Source organism: Kutzneria sp. NPDC052558 (genome assembly GCF_044547355.1).
Classification (GTDB): Bacteria; Actinomycetota; Actinomycetes; order Mycobacteriales; family Pseudonocardiaceae; genus Kutzneria.
Genome location: NZ_JBIUAG010000008.1, coordinates 137,433 through 162,169, shown reverse-complemented (window position 1 = coordinate 162,169; position 24,737 = coordinate 137,433). Strand labels below are relative to the sequence as shown.

General features: G+C 68.2%; 20 protein-coding genes and 3 tRNA genes. 14 read left to right on the top strand and 9 right to left on the bottom strand.

Going from position 1 to position 24,737, the window contains the following annotated elements:
• Positions 1-641: 641 nt before the first annotated feature.
• The 3 genes from ACIG5F_RS16895 to ACIG5F_RS16885 form a co-directional block, all read right to left on the bottom strand.
• Positions 642-1,778, bottom strand: coding sequence for an Ig-like domain-containing protein (locus tag ACIG5F_RS16895; protein ID WP_396518812.1), 1,137 nt, complete (start codon positions 1,776-1,778; stop codon positions 642-644).
• A gap of 359 nt (positions 1,779-2,137) precedes the next feature.
• On the bottom strand, positions 2,138-2,617 hold the full coding sequence (locus ACIG5F_RS16890) for a CoA-binding protein (RefSeq protein ID WP_396518610.1): 480 nt from the start codon (positions 2,615-2,617) through the stop codon (positions 2,138-2,140).
• Positions 2,614-3,906 (bottom strand): O-acetylhomoserine aminocarboxypropyltransferase/cysteine synthase family protein, encoded by a 1,293-nt coding sequence (locus ACIG5F_RS16885; protein WP_396518609.1) that lies wholly within the window; start codon positions 3,904-3,906, stop codon positions 2,614-2,616. Before ACIG5F_RS16885 ends, ACIG5F_RS16890 begins: the two co-directional genes overlap by 4 nt.
• 481 nt (positions 3,907-4,387) lie before the next feature.
• Between ACIG5F_RS16885 and mihF the strand changes: the two genes are divergently transcribed.
• Positions 4,388-4,699 carry an integration host factor, actinobacterial type gene (gene mihF / locus ACIG5F_RS16880; RefSeq protein WP_184868828.1) on the top strand — a complete coding sequence of 104 codons (312 nt, stop codon included), beginning with the start codon at positions 4,388-4,390 and terminating at the stop codon, positions 4,697-4,699.
• A 102-nt stretch (positions 4,700-4,801) separates the two neighbouring features.
• On the opposite strand, the gene ACIG5F_RS16875 is transcribed toward mihF, so the two are convergent.
• From ACIG5F_RS16875 to ACIG5F_RS16855, 5 genes are all read right to left on the bottom strand, one after another.
• Positions 4,802-6,070 carry an ADP-ribosylglycohydrolase family protein gene (locus ACIG5F_RS16875; RefSeq protein WP_396518608.1) on the bottom strand — a complete coding sequence of 423 codons (1,269 nt, stop codon included), beginning with the start codon at positions 6,068-6,070 and terminating at the stop codon, positions 4,802-4,804.
• A 7-nt stretch (positions 6,071-6,077) separates the two neighbouring features.
• Positions 6,078-7,091, bottom strand: coding sequence for a YbaB/EbfC family nucleoid-associated protein (locus ACIG5F_RS16870; RefSeq protein WP_396518607.1), 1,014 nt, complete (start codon positions 7,089-7,091; stop codon positions 6,078-6,080).
• A gap of 239 nt (positions 7,092-7,330) precedes the next feature.
• On the bottom strand, positions 7,331-8,497 hold the full coding sequence (locus tag ACIG5F_RS16865) for an Ig-like domain-containing protein (protein ID WP_396518606.1): 1,167 nt from the start codon (positions 8,495-8,497) through the stop codon (positions 7,331-7,333).
• Positions 8,498-8,720: 223 nt separating this feature from the next.
• Complete coding sequence (locus tag ACIG5F_RS16860; RefSeq protein WP_396518605.1) at positions 8,721-10,382, bottom strand: NAD-binding protein; 1,662 nt, start codon at positions 10,380-10,382, stop codon at positions 8,721-8,723.
• 76 nt (positions 10,383-10,458) lie between these two features.
• Positions 10,459-10,776, bottom strand: a complete 318-nt coding sequence (locus tag ACIG5F_RS16855) for a hypothetical protein (protein ID WP_396518604.1) — start codon at positions 10,774-10,776, stop codon at positions 10,459-10,461.
• 1,807 nt (positions 10,777-12,583) lie between these two features.
• On the opposite strand from ACIG5F_RS16855, the gene ACIG5F_RS16850 reads away from it, so the two are divergent.
• A complete protein-coding gene (locus ACIG5F_RS16850; protein ID WP_396518603.1) occupies positions 12,584-12,823 on the top strand; it encodes a hypothetical protein in 240 nt (79 codons plus the stop codon).
• A gap of 90 nt (positions 12,824-12,913) precedes the next feature.
• Here ACIG5F_RS16850 and ACIG5F_RS16845 read toward each other — a convergent pair whose 3' ends face one another.
• Positions 12,914-13,858 (bottom strand): DUF222 domain-containing protein, encoded by a 945-nt coding sequence (locus ACIG5F_RS16845; protein ID WP_396518602.1) that lies wholly within the window; start codon positions 13,856-13,858, stop codon positions 12,914-12,916.
• A gap of 538 nt (positions 13,859-14,396) precedes the next feature.
• Here ACIG5F_RS16845 and ACIG5F_RS16840 point away from each other — a divergent pair.
• The 12 genes from ACIG5F_RS16840 to ACIG5F_RS16785 all read left to right on the top strand — a co-directional run bounded on the left by ACIG5F_RS16840 (position 14,397) and on the right by ACIG5F_RS16785 (position 24,735).
• A tRNA-Glu gene (locus tag ACIG5F_RS16840) sits at positions 14,397-14,469 on the top strand.
• A 16-nt stretch (positions 14,470-14,485) separates the two neighbouring features.
• A tRNA-Asp gene (locus ACIG5F_RS16835) sits at positions 14,486-14,559 on the top strand.
• A gap of 30 nt (positions 14,560-14,589) precedes the next feature.
• Positions 14,590-14,663 (top strand) — tRNA-Phe (locus tag ACIG5F_RS16830).
• A gap of 408 nt (positions 14,664-15,071) precedes the next feature.
• The gene (locus ACIG5F_RS16825; RefSeq protein ID WP_396518601.1) at positions 15,072-16,592 is read left to right on the top strand and encodes a sugar transferase; all 1,521 of its coding nucleotides are present in this window, start codon (positions 15,072-15,074) and stop codon (positions 16,590-16,592) included.
• Positions 16,593-16,626: 34 nt separating this feature from the next.
• Positions 16,627-17,403: a glucose-1-phosphate cytidylyltransferase gene (locus ACIG5F_RS16820; RefSeq protein WP_396518600.1), complete on the top strand. Its 777-nt coding sequence runs from the start codon at positions 16,627-16,629 to the stop codon at positions 17,401-17,403.
• 142 nt (positions 17,404-17,545) lie between these two features.
• A complete protein-coding gene (locus ACIG5F_RS16815; RefSeq protein ID WP_396518599.1) occupies positions 17,546-18,502 on the top strand; it encodes a glycosyltransferase family 2 protein in 957 nt (318 codons plus the stop codon).
• A 58-nt stretch (positions 18,503-18,560) separates the two neighbouring features.
• Complete coding sequence (locus ACIG5F_RS16810; protein WP_396518598.1) at positions 18,561-19,355, top strand: Wzz/FepE/Etk N-terminal domain-containing protein; 795 nt, start codon at positions 18,561-18,563, stop codon at positions 19,353-19,355.
• On the top strand, positions 19,352-20,677 hold the full coding sequence (locus tag ACIG5F_RS16805; protein WP_396518597.1) for an O-antigen ligase family protein: 1,326 nt from the start codon (positions 19,352-19,354) through the stop codon (positions 20,675-20,677). Before ACIG5F_RS16810 ends, ACIG5F_RS16805 begins: the two co-directional genes overlap by 4 nt.
• Complete coding sequence (locus tag ACIG5F_RS16800) at positions 20,674-21,627, top strand: glycosyltransferase family 2 protein (RefSeq protein WP_396518596.1); 954 nt, start codon at positions 20,674-20,676, stop codon at positions 21,625-21,627. Before ACIG5F_RS16805 ends, ACIG5F_RS16800 begins: the two co-directional genes overlap by 4 nt.
• Complete coding sequence (locus ACIG5F_RS16795; RefSeq protein ID WP_396518595.1) at positions 21,624-22,442, top strand: glycosyltransferase family 2 protein; 819 nt, start codon at positions 21,624-21,626, stop codon at positions 22,440-22,442. The genes ACIG5F_RS16800 and ACIG5F_RS16795 overlap by 4 nt, the downstream gene beginning before the upstream one ends.
• A complete protein-coding gene (locus ACIG5F_RS16790; protein ID WP_396518594.1) occupies positions 22,439-23,902 on the top strand; it encodes a lipopolysaccharide biosynthesis protein in 1,464 nt (487 codons plus the stop codon). Before ACIG5F_RS16795 ends, ACIG5F_RS16790 begins: the two co-directional genes overlap by 4 nt.
• Positions 23,903-23,979: 77 nt before the next feature.
• Positions 23,980-24,735, top strand: coding sequence for a WecB/TagA/CpsF family glycosyltransferase (locus tag ACIG5F_RS16785; RefSeq protein WP_396518593.1), 756 nt, complete (start codon positions 23,980-23,982; stop codon positions 24,733-24,735).
• Positions 24,736-24,737 lie beyond the last annotated feature (2 nt).

Here is a 24,737-nt window from a genome sequence, read left to right as displayed (position 1 = left end):
GATCCCCGAACGGGTGACTAGTGGCCGACACGAGCAGCGATGGTGCCCTCCACGACCCCCAAAGGCAACGATCCTGCCCGAAATCGGGCAGGATCGCGTGACCGGGTAGCGAACGGCTGGTGGGCGGCGATGCTCCCCTGGACCAGCGCGGCATCTCTCACGCAGCGACGCCCCCATCTGGTAGAGCCCCCGCCTTCGAGCAATGCGTCATCCATCGGGCAGTGACGCGGCTGTCCAGCATCGGCTCCGCCTTCGAGCTACGCGTCGCTCGTCGAGCAGTGACGCCTCCGTCGAGCAGTGACGCTGCCTTCGTGCACGGGGCCGCCCGTCGAGCAGTGACGCGGCTGCTGAGCATCGGCTCCGCCTTCGAGCAGCGCGTCATCCTTCCAGCTGCGATGCCTGCCTCGGGCGACGGCGCGTCCTTCGAGTAGTGAGGCAGCCCACGAGCGGAGGCGGCTTTGGTGCATTGCTGCGGCCGGCCATGACCGGTGCTGCTTTACACAACAGCCCCGGAAGTAAAGCAGGGAGCCGGCGAGCTTGATCGGCGCGAGCGTTGGAGCAATGTGGCGACACAGCACGAGGGCCGCACCCCAGGTGGAGTGCGGCCCTCGTGCAGGACGGGTGGAGCCGTGGCGCGGGGATCAGCCGTTGAGCGCGCTGCCCTTCTGCCAGTCGGCCCAGCTGAGCTCCCAGTCGCCGTAGGTGTCCCAGAGCGGCAGCTTGCCACCGCCGGAGTTGGTCACCTCGACCACGTCGCCGAGGTTGAAATGGTTGAAGAACCACTGCGCGTTCTCGGGGCTGAGGTTGACGCAGCCGTGCGAGACGTTGGAGTTGCCCTGCTGGTTGACGGTGTTCGGGTTCTCGTGCACGAACTCGCCGTCGTTGGAGATGCGCAGGTCCCAGTACTCGGTCGACTTGTAGTAGCCGGGCTGCCCGGGCATGACGCCGTAGGTCGCCGAGTCCATCACGACCTGCTGCTGCTTGTCGGAGATCACGTGCGGCCCGATCTGCGTCGGCGTGCTGTCCTTGCCGAGGCTAATCGGCATGGTGTTCACCACGGCGCCGTTGTGCAGGATCTGCATCTGCTTGGTGTTGCCGTCGGCCTTCGCGACCCAGGAGTCGTGGATCTTGTACGTGACCGAGCGGTCGGTCTTGCCATACACGCCGCCGCCCAGGTTGACGCCGTACAGGTTGGCGTCCAGCTTGATGGTGGTGCCGGCCTGCCAGTACGTTGCGGCCCGGTAGTGCACGGTCTTGGCGTCGATCCAGTACCAGGAGCCCTGCTGTGCCGGGGTGGTGGTCACGACCAGCGCTTTCTCGGCCGCGGCCTTGTCGGTGACGTTCTTGTCGAACGAGACGCCGATGATCTGGCCGACGCCGAAGGTCGCGCCGGCGGCCGGCGGGGCCGGGATGAGCGACGGGTATGCCTGCGCCTGCGGCGTGAGCGTGGTGTAGGTGCTCTTCTGCTCGGTCTGCTTGCCGTCGGCGTTGGTCGCGTCGGCGACCACGTTGTAGCTGGCGCCGTAGCCGAGCGGCTCGCTGGTGGTCCAGGTCAGCCCGTCCGCCGACAGCTCGCCCTTGACGGCGTTGCCCTTGTCCGCGTTCGTCACGGCGACGTTTGTGATCTTCCCGCCCGTCGCCTTGACGGTGATCGGCGCGGTCGGGCTGGCCTGATCGCCGGCGGAGATCGTCACCTGCGCCGCCGGCGCGGCCGGTTTGGTTGTCGTCGGTGCGCTGGCCGAACCCTCAGTGCCCGACGAGCAGGCGCTCAGTGCCATTGCCGCCACGGCGAGTCCAACGACTCCCGCGGACCTCAGGCGCCGACGACGCCCCGCGATTGCTCCGACCAGCATGTAACCCTCTTCGCTCACGGCCCGTGTGTCCCGGATCAGCCCAGACCCATTCGTGGCCGACCTCGCCCCACAGAAGAGTAGGCGGCGGCCTCACAACGAATAAGACGTGGTGGGTGGCCCGGCGTTGCCTCCTGCCTTGAGGTGATCCGCGATTCGGTGACGTTTGGTCCGGGTAGCGCACTCAACGAGGCCGTTCCGCAGGCCTTGGTGTCCCCGGAACGGGCGGCATTGGGCCGTATGGGTGGTTACCTTGCGTGCCAATGATGTATTTGCTGATAGTTGGCTCAGAGATTGGCGTGACGCCGCGAGGACACCACGCCCGTGTTGAAGCCGGCCAGGTGCAGGCCACCGGCGAACCGGGCGTGCTCGATCTTCACGCAGCGGTTCATCACCACGTTCAGACCGGCGTCCGCGGCATGCTCGGCCACGGTCTCGTGCCACAGCCCGAGCTGTAGCCACAGGGTGCGCGCCCCGGCGGCGATCACCTCGTCGGCGACCCCGGGCAGATCGTCGTGCTTGCGGAACACCGAGACCAGGTCCGGCTTCGACGGCAGGTCGGCGAGCGACGGGTAGACCGGTCGGCCGAGCAGTTCGGTGAGCCGCGGATTGACGAAGGTGACGTCGTAGTCGGTCGAGGCGAGCAGGTAGGTGGCGACGAAGTAGCTCGGCCGCGCCGGATTGTTCGACGCGCCGACCAGTGTCACCGACCGAGTGCTCCGCAGGATGTCCCTGCGGTCCCGGGCCGACGGGCTTGTCCAGGTCACCGCTGCTTCACCGCCTCCGCCAGAGCCTGATCGATGTCCCACAGCACGTCCTCGACGTCCTCAAGACCGACCGACAGCCTGATCAGGTCGGGTGTCACGCCGGCGTCGGCCAGTTGGGAGTCCGACAGCTGCTGGTGCGTGGTGGACGCTGGATGGATCACCAGCGTGCGGACGTCGCCGATGTTGGCCAAGTGGCTGCACAGCTCGACGGATTCGACGAACCGCTGCCCGGCCGCACGTCCACCGCGGACGCCGAACGAGAACACCGCGCCCGGTCCCTTCGGCAGGTACTTGGCGGCGCGGTCATGGTGGCGGTGCGACTCCAGCCCCGCGTAGCTCACCCACGAGACGCGCTCGTCGGCCTCCAACCAGCGCGCGATCTCCAGAGCATTGCGCACGTGCGCGTCCATCCGATGCGGAAGTGTCTCCACTCCCTGGAGCAGCAGGAACGCCGAGTGAGGCGCGAGCACTGCGCCAATGTCGCGGAGTTGCTCGGCGCGCAACCTGGTGCAGAACGCGTACTCGCCGAAGTTCTCCCAGTACCGGAGCCCGCCGTAGCTGGGCACCGTCTCCGTCATCCGCGGGAAGTTGCCGTTGCCCCAGTCGAACCTTCCAGACTCGACGACGACGCCCCCGAGGGTGGTGCCGTGGCCGCCGAGGAACTTGGTCGCCGAGTGCAGCACGATGTCGGCGCCCTGCTCCAGGGGCCGGCACAGGTACGGGGTGGCCAGCGTGGCGTCCACGACCAGCGGGATTCCGGCCGATCGGGCCAGATCGGCGAGGCCTTCGAGGTCGGCGATGTCGCCGTTCGGGTTGCCGATGACCTCGGTGTAGATGAGCTTGGTCCGCGGCGTCAGCGCCGCCGCATAGGCGTCGATGTCGTCCGCGGCCACGAACGTCGTGTCCACGCCGAACCGGCGCAGCGTCCCGTCCAGTTGGGTCACCGTGCCGCCGTACAGGTTGGCCGCCGACACGATGTGGTCGCCGTTCTCAGCCAGCGCCGTGAACGTGAGGAACTCCGCGGCCTGGCCACTGGCCGTGGCGACCGCGCCGATGCCGCCCTCGAGACTGGCGATGCGTTCCTCGAACGCCGCGACCGTGGGGTTGCCGATCCGGCTGTAGATGTTGCCGTACTTCTGGAGGGCGAACAGGCTCGCGGCGTCCGCGCTGTCCTCGAACACGAAGCTCGTGGTCTGGTAGATCGGCACCGCGCGGGCGCCGGTCGTCGGGTCCGGGGTGCCGCCGGCGTGCAGGGCGCGGGTCCGGAATCCCCAGGGTCGATCGGTCATGCGAACCGGTCCGTCCAGGTCAGAGGGGTCAAGTCGATCAGGTGGCGTACAACACTCTCGTGGTCGCCAGATGGGGTGTCCGCGCCAGGTGAGGCTGTGGACAGCTCGGTCCCCGCCGCGCTGTGCACTGGATCGGTTCCGGCCTGCGGCCGCTGACCTGGCCCGATGCCGCCGTGGTGCTGTCGTTTACGACGTTTCAGCAGCACAGAGGGCATATCGCCATGGTGCTCACGCCGTCGAGAGGCCGTCAACAGCAGCGGGCCGGCTCCCAACTGTTGGGCGCGCCGGGCGTGAACTCCGCGTGAGGTCGACTTCACCTGGATGAACTTATCTCGCTCGCCGGGTGTCACTGGAAAGGCTGGCGTAGCGTCACCCACGGGGTTGCCGCGACGCGCCAACAGGCGCGAACGCTGACGAAAGTCGTGGTCAGCGTGCATGATGGCGGTCGAGCAACCCCTCGTCGCAAGAAAGGACCATGAAGTTGGCTCTGCCCACACTGACCCCTGAGCAGCGTGCGGAAGCGCTGGCGAAGGCTGCGGAGGCCCGCAAGGCCCGCACCGCGCTGCTTGCTTCGATCAAGTCCGGTGAGACGACCTTCGGTGAGGTGCTCAAGCGCGCCAAGGACGACAAGACCGTCGGCAAGACGAAGGTCGCCCAGCTGCTGAAGGCCGTGCCCGGGCTCGGCGCCGTCAAGGTCGCCAAGCTGCTCGAGGAGACCGGCATCGACGCTGACCGTCGGGCCGCCGGCCTCGGCGACCGGCAGCGCCAGGCGCTGCTCGACGCGATCGGCTGAGCACGGCCATGTGCTCGAAGACCGATAAAGGTCCAGTTGACCGATATCGAGTCAGTCCGACCCGGCGCAGCTGTCGCGCCGGGTCGGACCGAAACAACTAGCTCACCACCCCGGATAGCGCTGGAGCCACGCGTCGTCGACCGGCGGCGTCGGCCCGAATTCGGCCAGCGCGTCCCTGGTCAGCGAGGTGATCGCCGGCCTCAGTTCCAGCTGCTCCAGCCAGTCGGCCGGGATCGCGGCCACGCCGTAGCGGGCCCCGGCGAGATTGCCGCAGACCGAGCCGGTCGAGTCGCTGTCGCCGGAGTGGTTCACGGAGATCCGCAGCGCCTCCGGCAGGGTGTCGGTCACCAGCATCGCGTACACCGCGATCGCCAGCGCCTCCTCGCCCACCCAGCCGCCGCCCAGCTCATCGGCCAGTCGCTCGGCGCTGACCAGCCCTTCGTCCGCCAGCCGGACCGCCGTCGTCAGTCGCGCCAACTGCTCATCATGTCCCTGCCACCTGGTCAGCACGGGCGTCAGCGCGGCGATGCAGTCCGGCAGTGACGCTCCGGTGAGAAGGCCGTGCACGAGGAACGCCAGCGACGCCGCCGACAAGTAGCCGCTCGGGTGACCGTGCGTGAGCGCGGCGGTCGCGGCGCCCAGGGCGAAAACCACCTCGGCATCCGTCGACCAGAGCGCCACCGGTGCGGCCCGCATGACGCCGCCGCACCCCTTCGAGTCGTTGACCGGGTGCGCTATCGATCCCGCTGGGTTGCCAGCGGCGAACACCCGCAGCGCCGTCACGCACGTGTTGCCCGGCGCCCGACGGGCGAACAGGCCGCGCTCGCTCACCAGCCAGCCGTCTGGCTGGGCGCGGCCCTCGGCGAACGGGCCGCCGGCCTGCGGCCAGTCGAACCCCTGCGTGTGCAGCCAGCGCTGGTAGGCGTGCTGGACGACCGGCACCGGGTCGCCCGCGTTCGAGATGCGGTCACGCACATGAGCACGGATGAGGCCTTCGAGCGTGAACAGCGTCATCTGGGTGTCGTCGGTGATCGTGCCGTCCGGACCGGCCGGCCCGAAGCCGGTCACGCCCTGCTCGCCGTGCTGACGTCGGATCATGTCGATCGGCAGGAACTCGATCGACGCCCCCAGCGCGTCGCCGACGGCGCCGGCGAGCACGCAGCCGAGCACGCGATCGGCCCAGGTCGGCGGCTGCGGCGGCACCGGGAACTTGCGGCCGTTCTCGTCCAGGCCGATCGGGAAGTCGTGCCGGCCCGGATCCGACGGGCGGATCCGCTGCTCGACCGGCACGGCCAGGCTGTCCATATGGAACCGGGTGATCCGGTCGACGTGCTCCTGGCTGGTGCCGGGCGCCCACTCCCACTCGCTCATCGCCATGTCAGCCCAGTTCCTCCAGCGCGATGTCCCAGCCCTTGATGCTCGGGTAGTACCGCTTGCCGGTGACCCGGAACGCGGAGCCGGGCCCGAACACCACCTCGCCGAACTGCTCGCCGTCCTCGGAGATCGCCCCGATGAGCTTGCCGCCGTGACGGGCGTCGATGGTGTACCGGACCAGGCCGTCGCCGGTGTAGGCCGGATTTGCCGAGGTGCTCAGGAAGGTCCGTTCGACGATCGTGTCGCCCAGCTGGTACTCGGCCGCGATGGCCGCCGCCCGCTCCGGATCGCGGACGCCCAGCACGCGGGTCACGATCCCGGTGTAGGACTGGAGCTTGCTGAGCGCGGTCATGACGTTCTCGATCTGGCTGCCGGTGGCGGACTGGGCTACCGCCGGCGGGGCCGGGTCCTGGATCGCGACCGGAGCCGGAACCGGTTCCAAGTCGTAGCTCGGCTCCGCGACGGCCGTCGCGACCGGCGGCTCGGCCACGAGCGGCGCTTCCTCGGCAGCCGGACGGTCGCGGATCTCGGGCCGGTCGACGACTCCGGGCCGGTCGAGGTGGTCGAGTCGGTCGACGGGTTCGGTCTGCTCGGCGAACAGCGGCTGCTCGGCGGTGCTCGACTCGAGGATCGGCGGCGGACCAGCGTCGTGTCGGGCGGCCGACGACTCCGGCGACGTCGGAGCAATGCCGTCGCCTTCGAGCAATGCCGACGCATTGCTCGACTGCTGCATCGCATCACGAACGGCCTGGGCGACCGCCTCGGCGAGGCTGGCCGGCGTGTGGTGCTCGAACGCGTCGCGGTCGAACGAAAGCTGACGCAGTCCGCCGACGCCGTCGACGACAACCGTCACCGTCTGGTCCGGCGACTGCGCCATGCACGTGCGCGTACGCAGATCACGGTTGAGCTGCTGCACGTGGGCCAGCTGCTCCCGCGCGCTGGCCAGCAGCTGGCTCATCGAGTCCAGCATCGCCGCGTTGCGCGCCAGCAGCTCCGCCATCTGCTCGGAGTCGGTCATCCTCGCCTCTCTTCTTGGCAGACAGGACGGTACCCAGCGCCATCCCGCAACACAGCGAAGTTGACGTAACGACCAGCCGAAAGCGCAGCTGAACTGCCCGAACCCGTGGCGTGACGTGCGCCACCGACGACCTCGCCCCTGAACCGCGGCGTCGGCCGAGATCCAGGGGCGAGGAGTAGTTCGTCAGCAATGAAGTTGTGCGTCAGCCCTCGACGGCGATTCGCCGCCGGTCGGCCGCGTCAGCCGTGCAGCGCCGACTTGGCCACCCACTGGTCCCAGCCGACGGCCCAGTCGTAGTAGTCCCCGTCCTCGGGGCCGAGCTGCTGAGTGGACCCGGTGATCTCCACCGGGTCGCCCGGCAGCACCTCGTTGTAGACGATCTGCGCGTTGGCCGGCGCCAGGTTGACGCAGCCATGCGAGACGTTGGTGTTGCCCTGCGCCCAGATGCTGGGGGCGTAACCGTGGATGAACTCGCCGTTGTTCGAGATCCGCACCGCCCACGGGACCACGACGTTCTCGTAGTGGTACTTCGGGTTGCTCATCGAGTAGGTCGCGCTCTTGGACATCACGATGTGCGTGCCGCTGTTGGTCACCCGGCCCGGGTCGGAGTCCAGGCCGTAGCTCGCCGGGTAGTCGGCGATCATGTTGCCGTCCTGGAAGATCTGCAGGTGGTGGGTCTGCGTGTTGCCGCGCATCACCAGGCTGCGGCCGACGGTGAAGTTCAGCGACATGTCCTCCGCGCCGTACGCGCCGTTGCCGAAGGACGTGCCGTACAGCTTGGCCAGCAGCGTGACCTTGGTGTTGGCCGGCCAGTAGTCCTTGGTGCGGTAGTGCAGCGTCTTGTCGTCCAGCCAGGCCCACGAGCCGGGGGCGGCGTTCGTGCTCTGCACGGTCAGCGCCCGCTCCACCGAGGCCTTGTCCTGCACCGGCGCGCTGAACGTCAGCACGATCGGCTCGGCCACGCCCACGGTGTCATTGTCGGCGATGTTGATCTGCGCGCTGATCTGCCGGGCCGGGGTGAGCGTGTGGAACGTGCCGCTCAGGGGCACCTGCTTGCCGTCGGAGCCGAGGGCCGTGCCGGACCAGGTGTAGCTGTGGCCGTAACCGAGCGATTCGGTGGCGGTCCAAGTGTGCTTGTCGGGTGCCACCAGACCGGTCACCTCCCGGCCCTGGTCGTTGACCAGGTGCACGTCGGTCAGGGCGCCATCGGCCACCGTGACCTGCACGGGGTCGGCCGGCGAGACGTTCTGCGCGGTGTCACCAGGGATCTGCGTGACCTTGGCCGGCTTGGTGACCGCCGCCGGCGAGACCTTCTGTTCCGTCTGCGTCGGTTGGGCCGGGCCCTGCGCGCCGTTGGAACTACACGCGGCTAAACCCAGCACGGTGGCGACCACGCCCACTGTCATGGCCCACCGAGTACCTCCGACCGATCGCCGCACGGCAACCCCTTCCCCCGAACCCCTCATCACTTCCTGCACTCAATCGACGTCGCAGCTCCAGCCAACGTTGACCACATCAAACGTGATTCACGTCACAGGAATGGGAGATGCTGGCGACTGAGTTCTTGAACGTTACCGCCGAGCACGGACAGCAACGTTCTCAATTCGATCAAGATGCCGGGGCGCCCGCCTAGATGCTGCTGGCGAGGATCTGCCCCAGGCCGCTCCTGGTGGCGACCACCATCAGTCGGTCCCGAGGCACGAGTTGGTGCTCGGCGGCCGGCTGCCAGTCCAGGCGCTGCTCGGTGCGGCGCTGAAGGCCTATCACCCGAACCTCGCACCGCTCCTCGACCTGGCGCACGGTCATGCCGTTGAGCCCGGTTCCTTCACCGACAGGAACCTCGGCGATCAGCAGCACCCGCCGGCCGACCGGGATCGTGCCGATGACCTGGCGTTCCACCATGGCGGCGGCGAAGGCCGGCGCGGCCAGGGACGACACACTCCTGGACACGTTGATGTTGAAGCGGCGCTCCACCAGCCGCGCGAAGTCGTTGTCGAACAGTCGGAGGACCACCGTGAGGTCGCTGCGGATGGCGCGCGCGGTCAGCGCCGCCTCCAGGTTCACCACGTCGTGCGAACTCAGCGTGACCAGGGCTCGGCTGGTGCCGATGTAGGCCTGACGCAGCGTGTCGTCTCGGCTGGCGTCGCCGATGACCACCGGGATGCCGAGCCGCTTGGCCAGTGGCACACCGCGGGCGTTCTCGTTGCGGTCGATGCCGACGACCGGGACACCCAGGTCGTGAAGTTGGGCGATGACCCGTACACCGACCTGGCCAAGCCCGATGACCACGACATGGTCGTGGAACGGTCCCTTGGGGCCGGCCGCGGCGGCAAGGCGGGCGCTGACCACCGCGTCCAGCGCGACCGCCGTGATGATCGGGATGATCGAGATGCCGACGATCGTCACCATCACCTGGGTGATCTTGTTGATGACCGGCATGCTGTCCAGCGGCTGGGCCGCGCCGGCCACGTCGAGTGCCGTCTCGTAGATGGCGTTCCACCAGGTGTAGCCGCCGAAGGTGGCGAACATCGTGGTGCCGATGGCCAACAGCACGAACAGCGAGAGGGCGGCGACCCCAACCCGCCGGTTGAACACCGAGCCGAAGTTGCGGCGCAGTGCGGTGAGCCACTTGTGTCGCCGAGGAGTCACGGCTTTCTCGACGTCGGAGCCGTTGGCGAACGCCAACACCAGGTCGGTCGACTGCTTGTCTACCGGCAGCAGGTCCGGATGGGCCTGGTCGGCAGTGTCGGCGAGACCGCAGATGATCCGCTCGGCCTCGACCTCGTCCCGGCGCACCACGTACAAGGTGCGGCCGGAGACCCGGATGTGGGTCGGGCCCTCGCGGCCGAGAGACGCCGCGACGAACGAGGGGGCCGCCATCGCCGCGTCGGAGAGCACCGCGCAGTCGGCGAACAGCGTGCGGACCCGGTGTCCCAGGCTCGTGTTGAACAGGCGCAGCACGAGCCGTAGGTCAGGGTTGATGTCCTGGGCCAGCAGGGCGGCATGGATGTTGCCGGCGTCATCGGAGCCCAACAGGGCCAGAGCCCGGGCTGTCCCCAGCTTCGCCTGCTGGAACGCGGCGTTGTCGGGCGCTGCCGCCTCGATGACCTTGACCCGGCTGAGCTGGGCAATCCGCGGTCCGTAGTTCTCCTGCTTGGACCGGAGGATGACGGTGACGTCCTCGTCGTACCGGTTGATCAGCTCGTCGACCAGTCGGAACGCGAGCGGAGTGTCGCCCCATACGACCAAATGACGACGCCGATCGTTCCTACGGAGCTGGAGCGTCGGCACCTCTTGATCGTATGCGAGCGCCGGCCGCAGGGAGGTCGGTTGCCGGGGAAGAGGTCACTTTCGGCGGCAGGACGGGTCAGTAGTGCCCGTGCTGCTGGTTCTGGGCCTCCCAGGCCAGCCGCTGGGTGATCCACTCCTGGGCCAGTGCCAGTGGAGAGGTCTGGTGCAGGGCGGCGAGTTCGCGGAGCTGCTCGTTCGCGGTCAGCGACAGCCGCAGCTGGTAGACCTGCGCGTTGCCAAAGCGGCGGCCGGACCCGGTGGTCTCGACGTCGCCCTCGGGCGCGAGCGCCGCCAGGTAGTTCTCCAGCTCGTGGTCCGGAGCGGCTTCCTGCTGCTCACGGGCCGGCTCGCGGTGTCTGGCGTCCTTTTTTCGTCCAAGCGAGGGAAGAGGCACCGGGAGAGGATAACGGTTCGGTTGCGGGCAGGTGACGGGTGTGTCCGCCACCACACGGGGCTGACATGGAGAGGCCCCCGCGCCAGGGGGAGGAACGCGGGGGCCGGAGGGGATCTCCACAGGCGCTGACCGGGGGTATGTCAGCAATGCGATTGTGACATGGGTCGTTGCCTCGTGGGAGGGTTTCGCCTCGGATTCATGCCCGAATTTCATACTTGAAAACCACGTAGTGGGTCCGATGTAAGTGATCATTGCTCGCCACGGCTGAGTGGGGCTGCTCCGGTCAGCGCTTGCGTTCGACTGCGCATGCCCGCTACGGGCCCTTGGAAAGGCTGACGATGGCAGTGGGTTATGAAGCGCACGGAGTGTGACCGGCCTGGCTGCTCGTTACTCTTCGTCGCTTTCGGCCGGTGTCGCGACTATGAGTGACGAATTTTCCGTCGCGGTGCGTGAACTTTTCGCCGGGTCTCAGCGCGCATGGTGAGTTGGGAGCGGAGGTGGGCGACCTACCGAACCTCGGCAATCGAGCGGCGCCTTCCTGGCGGGCCGACGCCCTGGACGGAGGGATCCGGGTTGCTCGGCCGGTGTCGAACGGGCAATGCGTCGCGCGGAGGTCAAGTGCTGGTTGTCCTTGCTCGCGTCAAGGTCGCGTGAGGTTCTCGGTTCTCGGGCACCTGGCAGTTTGCCTGCCTGACAGCGCATCGGCTCGGCGTCTTGTCGGGCAGTCGAAAGTGCCCCCTGGTCTGCGGAGATGTGCGCGATCGGGCGTATCGCAACCATCAGGTTGCGCTCAAATCGGCGTCGGCTCGTGGACTCCCACCGCGGTGCTGATGGGTGCTATCCGGCGTCAATCGCGCTGGCAGGGCTGAAGCGTTCCTTGAACGCCACGATCTTGTGTGTTCGCGGTTTCGTCGATCGCCGAACCGGGGAGCGATGCGGAGTGTGTCCAATGAGCACCGTGCTCGGAACGTCGAAGACGTAACTGTGGAGAATTGCGGAGCAGCGTCTAAGTGGGCAGATCGCGCTGCCTGTCGTGGCCGCTGGAGTCTCACCGGGGCATCCAAGATCGTCTCGCGGGCTCGGCCAGGCTGGTGACGCTCCGGGCGTGCTGTGCCGTCTTGATATGTCAAGCCTTCCGAACTGCGGAAGATCCCGGTTCTCGGCAATGTAGGTGCATCCTGTTTAATCCTGTGTGATCGGTCGATCGGGCCTGGCATCTGAGCTCATTGAGAACTGGCGGCATGCTCGTACCGATGGCGTCCGCGTCGACCGGCGTCGACCATGAGGGCGTGCCCGCAACATTTCGGCCCACTCCCGCTCCGCATCCCCGCATGACGGCATCGGCGCGCTGATCAGGTTCACGCCGGAGGCTGTCTTCGCTCCAGCATCGGGGTCGCCGCGGCTGGCGGGCACGTCCTTGCGGCCGTCACCCGACCTCGGCGTGGCGTGGGCGACCGGATTCGCCGTGACGCGCCGCCGTGGGTGGGTCGTCGCGGTGTGTGGAGTTTGACGGGCAAGGCGGCGTGCCCGGTTGGCGCCGTCGTCCGCGCGCTGGGGCAGTGTGCCGTCCGCGTATCCTGCCGTTCCGGCAAGATCAATTACCCCTACTGGGTAGTCGTATGAGACCTCGATATCGCCCGCGAGCAGGGGGTTTGGCCAGCCGTCACCTCCTCGATGTTGATCAGTGCGCGATCTGGTGCATAACTCACGGTTACTCTCCGTCTGAAGGGAATCACTCTCCGGGGGGCTGCAAGCCACGCCGTAGCTCGCTTAGCCTCGCCGCCGAGAGCTGAGTCGGGGAGGCACCATGAGCGGGTCCCTTGAAGTCCGAAAGTTCCTCTGGCAGCACGACGACTCGATGCCGCGTGGCTCGACGAACGTGCCGGTCCAACGCAGCGACGAGCCATCGAAGATCTCGGCCGAGCAGGTGCACAGGGCCCGCCTCGCGGTTGCCCGTGGCGCTCTCGACGTCGACGACTGTCGGCAGCTGCTCGAGATGCTCGGGCTCGCGCCCGGCGAGGATGGAGTGCCGCCGGTACGTCGCTGAGGATCACGGCGACGTACATCGACCAGACCGGTCGTCGGGCTCAAGGCGTCGGGGCGCTGTCCGACGGTCGGTCATCCCTTTCCGTCGACGTCAGGCCGCGATGCCGGCCGGATCGCTGATCGCCACGTCGAGTTCGGCGGCGATGACTTGGGGTTCGACGCCCGCCAGGTGGGTCTCGCAGACAAGCATGCCCACCGTCATGGTCGCGTTCACGGCCGGCAGCAGCCTGATCGTGCAGGCGAGCCGGTGATGCTTCGCCTCGTTGGTGCAACCGGGTTGAACGCAACGGGCCGTCGTTACATGAGTGTCTGTCATGTCCGGCGTCGTGGCGCTCGCCAGAGGGGTCGAGCTCAGGTTCGCCGTCTCCGACCGTCCGGGCTCGGTGGCGTCATCGGCGACGCTGCGAAGGTGGATTCCCTGGCTCGCTACCACATCTTTCGGATCTGAGTCAAACTCCGGTTTGCTGTCGGACGCCGAGGGCTCGGTCGTTGTGGCGGCAGGCTCCGGGAAGGACGGTTGGTCCGGTCCGTGAGGTCGCGCAGTGGCCCGGGCCGCGCGCCCGATGCCCCGCTCGTCGGCGAGCGCGCGAACCATACGCTGAAGCCGCTCCGGCCCCGCCTGGTTGGCGAGGTTGCGGATCCAGGCTTGTTCGTGGTCGGACACGTGCGCCTGGCCCAGCGTTTTTTCCGCCCGGGCAACGGTTGTCGCGTGTGCCCAGGTGATGTGCCCACCGGCGAGCGCGGCGAGCGTGTTGGGGAGCGTTGTGGTCAGCCGCTCGGCGACGGCAACGAGCCTGGCGGCTTCGCGGCCGGAGTAGTGGCACTCGCGGGTGAGGAACTCTCTGACGTCGCCAGCCGGCTCCGTCCCGCCGGCTGCGCGGGCTGCGGACGTGGTGATGACTATGGCCGCATGTAGTCGATTTACCTGTGCTACCAAGAACTTCAAGACATCCCGGTTGGCCTGGTTGCCCTGTGCGGCCGAGTCGAGGTTCAGGACCTGGTCGACGGCGGACTCCAGTTGGGTGAGCTCCTTCATGGGTTCCTCCTGGTTGGATGTGTTGTGGGAGGCGTGCGACCGAAGCGGCGCGGAGTTTGACCACTTCGGAGGCGGGATGCCGGAGAGACGCTCGCAGCGGCGGATTATCACTGTGAACTGATCAGACATGTGGGCGAGCGCGTCTGGGGGTGAGACTACTCCGAATGCGAGACAGGCCTCAGTTTCATGATCCATTCGGCCGCCTGTGGTGAGAATCAGTGGCAGTCGAATGGGTGGCGCGGATGGCTGTGGGAAGCCTGTGAAGTCCCTGGGCGAGGTTGCGCGTGCCGGTCGGAGTTGGTGTGGCGCAGCCCACTTCGACCCGTCCGGTGTCGCCAAGGTGTCCGTCAGGGCTCTGATCAGGGCGTGATCGACTGCGCTGGACGGTCGCTGGCGGAGAAAGCGCAGGTGGGAGCGTTCCGGCACCCCGGTTTTGGAAGTTGCCCCCGACGTGTTCTATGCTTGCGGAGCTTCCAGCGGACGGCCGTTGGAGGGCCCGGATGACAAGGTCCCTCGTAGGAGGTCCAAGGAAGCCGGCGTCCTCATCGTCTAGCGGCCTAGGACCCCGCCCTTTCAAGGCGGTAGCACGGGTTCGAATCCCGTTGGGGGCACGAAACTGAAGAGCAAGGCCCAGTGGCGCAGTTGGTTAGCGCGTCGCCCTGTCACGGCGAAGGTCGCGGGTTCAAGTCCCGTCTGGGTCGCAGGAGTACGATCGGGCTTCCGGTCTTCCTGGCCAGGTAGCTCAGTTGGTACGAGCGACCGCCTGAAAAGCGGTAGGTCGGCGGTTCGACCCCGCCCCTGGCCACGACGCCCATGAGCGTTCAAAGCTGACAAAGGCCGTGGAACATCTCAGATGTTCCACGGCCTTTGTGCTATTTGCCGTTCCGACACGTTCCGCGGCTTGGTCGCAGGCGGGGCGACACTCGTCCGAGTGGCTCGGTGGCCGTACTGCCCACGGATTAGCGTTACGCTCGGTTCAACCATCTGTGTAACTTTCCCGCATCGGACCCTCTATAGAGTTACTCGTCACTCAAGTGGGGGATATTCGGCCACGCCGGTGGAACCATTTGGCAGCACACGCAATAGCCTTGCTGCCGAATCGTCGTGGTCGAGGTTCGGATATCGTCCTCGCGGACCCGGCTTGCCCTTCGAGCACGGCCGCGGGTCATCGGTGGCCCTTCATGCTCCGAGTCGGTTGATCTTGGGAGACGGGATGCGGGTTCGGGTGAGACAGCTCAGACGGGGAGATGCCGCAGGCGCGGTGTCGATCCCGGAGCCTCTCGGGTTCCTGCCACGACAGCAGATCGAGGACCGCCCTGCCGCGCGCCCAGTCGCGACGTGGGAGGTCAAGTACCGCCGCGTGGTGATGGCCAGTGATCTTGGCTCGATCGTCGCGGTCGTCTTGTTGGTGGGCAGTCTCGTCGCGCACTCCTCGACGGCGAACGACTTTCCTCCTCTGCTCCTCGCCGGAGCCACCGTGATCGCCGTTGTCGCGTCGTTGACAGCCTGCCGGGCCTGGAGCACTGCCGTGCTCGGCCAGGAGGCCGAGGAGTTCCGCCGGCTGGGCAAGGCTGTCGTCGCGGCCGCGGTGGTGCTGGCCGTGGTCAGTCTCGGCCTGGGTGTGCCGGGCGTGCGCGGCTGGATCTTCTTGGTGGTCCCGGCGATTGCGTTGGTCGCGTTCCCGTTGCGTTACATCCTTCGCCAGCTCCTGCACAGTCGGCGCCGTGCCGGTCGTTGCCTACTGCCGGTGATGGTGGCCGGCAGCGTCGAGACCGCAACCGACTTGATCGCGCGCACTCGTCGTGAACCCCACAACGGCTGGCGAGTCGAAGCGGTGTGTGCCGGCGGGGTGGCTGAACCGATCGGGCACGGCGACATCGAGGGTGTGCCCGTCGTGGGTCACTTGGACCAGCTCGCCGACCGTGTTCGTCGAGGCGGCTACCGCGTCGTCGCCATCACCCCGGACCCGTACTGGACTCCGCTTCGGTTGCAGCGTCTGGCCTGGCAACTTGAGGGCACCTCGACCGAGATGGTCGTGGCCCCGGTTCTCATGGAGGTGGCTGGTCCGCGCGTGCACATCACCGGTGTGCTCGGTCTGCCGCTGCTCCGCGTGAGCGCGCCGACCTTCACCGGCGCCCGACGGGTGGTGAAGGAGATCGTCGACAAGGTCGGAGCCCTGCTGCTGCTGACGATCCTCTCGCCGATCCTGCTGGGCATCGCCGCCGCGATCCGCCTCGGCGACCGCGGGCCCGCCCTCTACCGGCAGCAGCGCGTAGGCAAGGACGGAAAGCCGTTCACGATCCTCAAGTTCCGCACCATGGTGGTTGGCGCCGACCGCCACCGAGCCGAGTTGTTGGCCGGCAACGAGGCGGCCGGACCGTTGTTCAAGATGCGTCGCGATCCACGGGTGACGCCGATCGGCGCGGTGTTGCGCCGTTTCTCCATCGACGAACTCCCCCAGCTCGTCAACGTCCTGCTCGGAACCATGTCGCTGGTCGGGCCGCGGCCGCCGCTGCCCAAGGAGGTCGAGGCCTACGGGCCGGACATGCTCCGCCGCCTGCTGGTGAAGCCCGGGCTGACCGGGTTGTGGCAGGTGAGCGGTCGCAGCGATCTCCCGTGGGACGAGTCGGTTCGGCTCGACCTCCGTTACGTCGAGGACTGGTCGCTCGCCCTGGACGCGCTGATCCTCTGGAAGACGGTGCGCGCGGTCCTGCGCGGCCAAGGGGCGTACTGACCTTGTACCGACGTGACATCGCCGAGAGGTCCTCGTGAAGGTCGTGCTGTTCTGCGGTGGTTACGGGATGCGCATGCGCGACGGCGCCGCCGACGACATTCCGAAGCCGATGCAACTGGTCGGGCCGCGGCCGCTGCTGTGGCACGTGATGCGCTACTACGCGCATTTCGGGCATACGGAGTTCGTGCTGTGCCTCGGGTACGGCAGCCACCACATCAAGGACTTCTTCCTCGACTACCGCGAGACGGCGTCCAACGACTTCGTGCTGCGCAACGGTGATGTCGAGCTGCTGTCGTCCGACATCTTCGACTGGTCGATCACCTTCGCCCACACGGGTATCGACGCGCCGATCGGTGACCGCCTCCGCCGGGTGCGGCACCTGCTCGACGACGACGAGGTCTTCCTCGCCAACTATGCGGACGTGCTCACCGACGCGCCGCTGGACGACATGGTCGACAGGTTCGTAGCGTCGGACGCCACCGCGTCGCTGATGGTCGTGCCGCCGCAGTCCTCTTTCCACTGTGTGGAACTCGGCGAACACGGCAATGCGACCGGAATCACCCCGGTGAGCCAACTGCCGCTCTGGGAGAACGGCGGGTACTTCGTGCTCCGGCGGCAGATTTTCGAGCACCTGCCCGAGGGCGGCGATCTGGTCGCGGACGCGTGCGGCGATCTCGCGAAACGCGGCCGGCTCCTCGCCTACCCCTATCGTGGGTTCTGGCAGCCGGCCGACACGGTGAAGGAACACGTCGCGCTGGAGCAAGCCTATCGATCCGGTGATCGTCCGTGGATGCTCTGGGAGCGGGCATGAGACACCGCATTCTGTCCGAATTGGTCGACGCGGGTTCTGCTGGAAAACTGCTGGTCCGGAGGACGGCGGGACCGGACCTTGCCGATCGGCGGGTGGTGGCCGAACCTGTACCGGTGATTCCGCCGTCAGCACGGGAGGTCAGGTGAACAGGAAGGCCGCGGCCAAGGTGGCACCGGCGCTGATCGGCACCGCGAGCGCGCCGATCGCGGTCGGGCTGCCCGTGTACAACGGCGAGCCCTACCTGACCAGGGCGCTGACGAGCCTGCGCGAGCAGCGGGACGTCGACTTCGAGCTGTGGATCGGCGACAACTGCTCCACCGACGGGACCGAGGAGATCTGCCGCGACGCTGCGCGGGAGGACGAGCGCATCCGGTACCGCAGACGGGAGCGCAACCTCGGTTCGACGGGCAACCACAACCGCCTGGTGCACGAGTCGAAGGCGCGGTTCTTCACCTGGGCCGCCTCGGACGACGCCTACGAGCCGGACCGCCTGCGCAAGATGTTCGACGCGTTGAGCGACCGCCCCGACGCGGTGCTGGCGTTCACGTCGGCGCGGCAGATCGACGCCGACGAGCGGACCATCGGACACTGGAACAATCCGTGCCGCACCGACCACGCCGACCCGGTCGTCCGCATCCGGGACCTGATCGGCCTGGCGCACGAGAACTACCACTGCTACGGCCTGTACCTGCGGGACGTGCTGACCAGGACCCATCTGCTGCCGCCGGTGAAGAACAACGACCGGATACTGATCGCCGAACTGGCGTTGTACGGCCGGTTCGTCGAGATCCGTGAGGAACTGCTGCTGCACCGCCTGCATGAACGCCGGCTCACTCAGTCCGTCTCCTCCAGGGACTGGTACCGGACGCAGCGCAACGACGGCAAGCGGCTGGTCATGCCGAACGTCGAAGAGGCGAGCTGGTACCTGAAGGCGGTCGCCAAGGCTCCGCTGGGACGGCAGCAGCGGGCGCTGGCCCTGTTGGCGCTGCGGCCGTGGATCAGGGCGAACGCCGGGCCGATGGCGCTCAACGTGGCCAGGGCGGCGGTCGACGGGGCTCGGATCGCGGCCTCGGCTTCCGGCCGGTTGCTACGCAAGTGAGACTGGTCCGCGGGTTTGTCGCCCGCGGAGCCCGAGTGAGGCGAAAGGGAACACGGACGTGGACGCGTTGGACATCCTGCGAGTGCTGCGACGGCGGTGGAGGATCACCGCATTGGTCGGCGCTGTGCTCGTCGTGCTGGTCGGCGCGGTGTTGTTCCTGGTGCCCCAGCAGTACAAGGTCACGGCGATCGTTCTGGTCACGCCGACCAACAACTCGGACGTGCAGAACCCGTACACGGTCGCCCAACAGGCCCAGTCGCAGATAGCGGCGCTGCTGGTGACCGTGTTGACCTCGCCGGCTGTCACCGAGGGCTACACCGCGCAGGGCGTGAACGGCACCATTGAGGTGACCAACGCCAACGGCGTCACCGACACCTCGCAGACCGACAGCCCGTTCATCACGATCACCGTGACCGACAAGTCGCCGGACGGAGCCGTGCGCGGCGCCCAGCTGGTGCGGCAGCGGGCGATCGACGAGCTGAAGAACCGGCAGGACGCGGCGAAGGTCACCGATGCCCAGCGGCTGGTTCTCACCGACGTGCTGCCGGCGGCCGACCCGACCACGACCCATGCCTCCCAGCTCAGGGCGGTGGGCCTGGTCGCCGCGCTCGGGCTGGTGCTCGGTGTGCTCGGCGTGGTCGTCACGGACCGGGTGCTCACGGCTCGCCGCGCGGCGGCGTCCCCGACTCCGGCTCCGATTGCAGCCGTCGAGAAGGTCAACGGCGCCGCCGACCGCCGCCAAGGCGTGCTGCCCGAACTCCGTCCGGTCGCCTCGCCCAAGGACGAATCGCCGACCATCAAGTTCTCCCCGGTGCGCAGCGAGGAGAAGCAGGGCCGGGGAAGCCGCCGATGACGGTGGCCGCGGCCGGCAGACGCACGCAGGCCACCACCGTCGCGGCCCAGGCACTGTTCAGGGTCTCCCCGCATGTGATCCTGTCGATCTACGTGGTGCTGCTGGCGTTGCCGCAGAACAACGTGCTCGCCGGCGGTGGCGGGGCGATCACGCCGGCTCGCATCGTGGCCGGCGGCTGTCTGCTGTGGTGGTTGGTCGCCCGGTTCGCCGGCGGGTTCAAGCTGGCGACCGCTCCCAATCCGGTGCGCCGGGCGATGCTGGTCGCGTTGGGTCTGTTCACAGCCGCGGACGCGGTGGCGTTCATCGGCGGCGTGGCGGACTCGCGGATCTCGGGTGCGGACCGCGGCGCACTGCTGTTCGTGCTCGCGATGGGTGCGGCGTTGCTCGTGTGCGACGGAATCAGCAGCACCCGTGCGTTGCGAGCCGTCTTCGCCGGCGCGGTCGTCGGATTCACGTGCTCATCGATCGCGGCGATCCTCCAGTTCACCAGCGGCACCGACCTCCGCCAGCTGACCGTGCTGCCGGGGCTGGTCACCCAGCCGCTCGCCGGGCTGATCCTGCCCCGAGGCGGCCTCGCTCGTTCGCTCGGCTTCGCGAGTCACCCGATCGAGCTGGCGGCGACCACGGTGGCGATGTTGCCGCTCGCCCTGCACCTCGCACGGTACGGGCGGTTCAAGCTCTTCTGGTGGGCGTGCGCCGTGCTGCTGGTCGGCGGCCCATTGGTGTCGATCTCACGTACCGGCCTGCTCGGCCTGGTCGTGGTCGCGATCTTCATGTTGCCCAGGTACGGCCTGGTGCGGTGGCTGCTCGCCGGGGGGCTGATCACCAGCGCGGTGTTCGGCGCCGGAGTCGTCGAGCCCAAGCTGATCGACGTCCTGGTCAACACGGTCGCCGGGTCGAGCAAGGACAGCAGCATCTGGTCACGGCTGACCAAGTACGAGTACGTGTGGACGCATTTCCTGGCGAAGCCGATCGGCGGTCAGGGCTTCGGCACCTATGTGGCTCCGATCCAGCCGTACCTCGACAACCAGTACCTGCTCACCGCGGTCGAGTCGGGGCTGCCGGGGGTGGTCGGCTTCGTCCTGCTCCTGGTGGTGCCGATGTGGTGGGCCTTCCGGTTCTGGGCGTCCAAGAAGATCGAATGCCCGCCGCAGGTGCGGGACGCGGCCTGGGCGGTCGCGGTGGCCATGCTGGTGTGCACGCTCAGCTTCGGCACCTACGACGGACTTGCCTTCCCGCAGTTCGCCGGCGTCGCACTGCTGCTCGCCGGCTGTGCTGGCGCCTTGTTCAGGATCGCCCATCGAACGGAGGTGCCCGGATGAGTCGGGTGTTGGTCGCGGTCGTGACCTACAACTCCGCCGCCGATCTGCCGCAGCTCGTCGCGAGTCTGCCGGCTGGCCTGGCGGACGTCGATTGGCGCCTCGTCGTGGCCGACAACTGCTCCAGTGACGACACCGTCGAGGTGATCCGACGCATTGCTCCAACGGCGACGGTTGTCGAGACCGGCGCGAACCTGGGGTATGCGGCCGGCATCAACGCCTGCGCCGAGCTGGCCGAGCCTGACGAGGCGCTGCTCGTCCTGAATGCCGACGTCATGCTCGAACGCGGTTGCGTTCGAGCATTGCTGCGGACTTGCTCGAACGGCGAGGTGGGCGTCGCCGTCCCGCGTGTCACCCGATCGGATGGAACTGTCGAGCCGACCTTGCGTCGGCGGCCCACGGCAACGCGAGTGCTGGCTGATGCGGTGCTTGGCGCGCGCTCCGGTCCGTGGGGGGAGCGCGTCGCCGTGCCGGTGCCGCCGCGGACGATCGACGTGGACTGGGCGAACGGCGCTGTGCTGCTGATCCCCGCGGAAGTGCGGTCGCGGGTCGGCAAGTGGCAGGAGGACCTGTTCCTCTACTCGGAGGAGGTCGACTACTGCCGGCGGGTCGTCGACGCCGGTTGGCGGGTGCGGCAATGCTCGAATGCGCGCGCAATGCACCGGGGCGGCGACGTTGCCGCATCGCCGGCGCTCTGGGCTCAGCTCGTCACCAACAAGGTCGTGCACGTCGCCCGGTGGGAGGGGCGCACCGCGGCCGAGGTTGTATGGGCCACCCTGCTGGCGGCCCAGCTCATCCGACTACCGTTGCGCCGGCGCACCCACCGTCGCGCATTGCTCGAGCTGTGGCGCGGACGGCGGGCGCTCGTCACCGGCGTGCCGACCAACCCGGCCGCACCGCCGGAGTTCCGCCGCCGCATCCCGGTGACCGGGGCGATTGGAGGCCGTGCTTGAAGGACTACGCCCTGCTGCCGAGGCCGGTGAAGGACCTGCTCCGGCAGTCGGTCGGCCGGAACGTCGTCGGCGAGAACTGGTGGCGGGTTCGCTTCGCGGCCGAGCGGTTCGACGCCGGACGGGCCGAACACGCCGAAGTGTCGGCGCTGGCGGCCGGACTGGACCGAGTGCCGTCCGCGGCGGTCACCGTCGTCACCCCGACCTACCGCCGGCCGGACCGACTGGTCGCGGCGGTGACCAGCGCGCTCAACCAGACGGAGCGTGACGTCGCGGTGATCGTGGTCGACGACGGAGGCGGCGAAGTCGACGGCCTGCCGGACGACCCGCGGCTGACGGTGCTCCGGCTGTCGCGGAACCACGGAAGCCCGGGGCTTGCGCGCAACGTTGCCCTCAGGCTGAGCCGGTCACCGTACGTAGCCTTCCTCGACGACGACAACACCTGGCGTCCGGACCATCTGGAGCGGTCGCTGGCCGAGCTCCACGCCGGTGCGGGCATGGTCTACACGGCCCTCCGGCGGCTCCGCGAGGACGGCAGCGAGCTCGACGTGCTCAGCCGGCCGTTCGACCGGGCGGCCCACCGCGACGGCGAGTGGGTCGACATCAACGCGGTGGTGCTGCGCCGTTTCGCCGGCATCCGGTTCGATCCGTGGGCCCGGCCCCGTTGGGTTCACCCTCGCGAGGACTGGGAGTTCGTTCACCGCGTTTCCGCCAGGTTACGCGTCCGGCACGTTCCAGTGGCCACTGTGGACTATTCGGTGCACAGTGGCAGCTACTTCACCGACTGGGATGCGACGGCGATCGGAGTCTCCACGTGAGCGAGGTCGTCGAGGACTCGCCGGAATCCGACGGCGCGCTGTCGGGACGGTTCAAGGACGGCCTGCGGTTCAGCCTGATCAACACGGTGTTCTCCAGGCTGGCGACGTTCGCCGTCGGCGTGCTGCTGGCCCGCCTGCTCGTGCCCGAGCAGTTCGGTCTCTACACGACTGCCCTCGTCGTGCAGACGCTTCTGCTGACGTTCAACGACTTCGGCACCGCGACCGCGCTCGTCCGCCACAAGGGCGACGTGCGGCCGATGCTGCCGACGGTGTGGACGATCTCCGTCGGCGGCGCGAGCCTGGTCTACCTGCTGTGCCTGTTCACGGCGCCGGCGCTGGCGACCGGGCTGGGCTCGCCGCAGGCCGCTGATCTGGTCCGGGCCTTGTCGATCAACGTCCTGCTCGACGGGTTCGCGGCCGTGCCGGGCGCGCTGCTGACCAGGAACCTGCGGCAGGCCAGGCGTCTTGTCGCCGACGCGGCCGGGCTGGTGGTCAACCTCGCGCTGACCGCGACGCTCGCGGTGACCGGATTCGGCGCGTGGGCGTTGGTGATCGGCCACGTCAGTGGCACGGCGGTCGTCACCCTGCTACTGCTGATCCTGACAAAGCAGCTGCCGAGATTTGGCATCAATCGGCAGCATGTCAACGAGGTCGTTCGGTACGGCGGCGCCGTTGTGGTGTCATCGGTGGTGATGGTGCTGCTCCAGTACGCCCCGCAGACGATCACCGGGCGGATGCTCGGCGCCACCGCGCTGGGCTTCTTCTACCTCGCGTCGAACGTGTCGAGCTGGCCGGCCTCGGTCATCACAACCACCGTCGAAAGGGTTGGCCTGGCGACGTTCTCGCGCGCCCGGGACGCCGGTGTCGATCTCGACCGCGCTGCTTCGGCGGTGATCGGCATGGTCGCGATGGCCGTGCTGCCGGGAGGTGCGGCCCTGGCGCTACTCGCCCCGCAGATCGTCGAACTGGTCTACGGGGACAAGTGGGCGCCGGCCGCGCCGGTGCTGGCGGGTTTGGCCGTCGCCACCATCGCGCGGGTGCTGGCCGACCTCGTCTTCAACCTCATGATCACCGCCGGCTCGGCGCTGTCGTCGGTGCTGGTTCAGGTGATCTGGCTGGTCGCGCTGGTGCCGACGGCGATCTTCGCGACGGCGAGGTGGGGATTGGTCGGCATGGGCTGGGCGGTTGCCGCGGTGGCCTGTCTGGTCGCGCTTCCCGTGCACGCCTGGGGTTTGTGGCGGGCCGGCGTGCACGTTCCGGCTCTGCTGCGCGGTCTGGCGGTGCCCCTGCTGGCGACCGTGGTGGTCGTGGCCGCGCTGTTGGCCACCGCGCTGGTGCTCAGCCATTCGTTGCTGTACCTGGTGACCGGCTTGCTCATCACGGCCGCCACCGTGGCGGCGGGATGGTTCGGTGGTCGGGACCGGCTGTCTGCGGCGCTCGACACACGTGCGGAGGCCTAGCTTCGTACCAAGTGGACGGCACGATAAGTTCGTGCCGTTACGACGATGTCGATGATCAACGGATAGGGTACGGGCCCATGCGTGCGGGTGTTCCCACCATCACCGTTCTCGGAGTGCCGATCGCCGCGCTCACTGTGCGCGAGGCCCTGGCCGAGGTGTCCCGGCTGCTCGCCGAGCCCGGGCCGCAGACCCTGGTCTACGTCAACGCGCACTCGGTGAACATGGCCAGGTCTCACGTTCGGTACCGCGCCTGCCTGGCCGACGCCGACCTGGTGCTCAACGACGGATCGGGCCTGGCGCTGGCGGCTCGCGTGCGCGGTCGGCGGTTCCCGGCCAACCTCAACGGCACGGACTTCACCCCCGAGGTGCTGAGGCTGGCCGCTCGGCGCGGACTGGGCGTCTACCTGCTCGGCGGCCGCCCGGGAGTGGCCGAGCGCGCCGCCCAACGGTTGACCGACATCGTGCCTGGGCTTCGCGTGGTGGGCCACCACCACGGCTACGTCGCCGACCACCAGGGACACGAGGTCGCCGAGAAGATCAAGCAGACCGGGGCCGATCTGGTGCTGGTGGCGATGGGCAATCCACGCCAGGAGCTGTGGCTGGCCGAGCACCTGCCGGCCACCGGGGCGGAGCTGGGCGTCGCGGTCGGGGCGTTCCTCGATTTCGCCGCCGAACGGGTTCCGCGCGCGCCGAAGTGGATGCGGGACGCCGGAATCGAGTGGCTGTACCGGCTCGGCCGGGAACCGGGGCGTCTGTTCGCCCGTTATGTCGTCGGCAACCCCTTGTTCGTGGCGCGGGTGCTGGCCGATCGCGTCCTGGCGACCAGTCGCTAGTC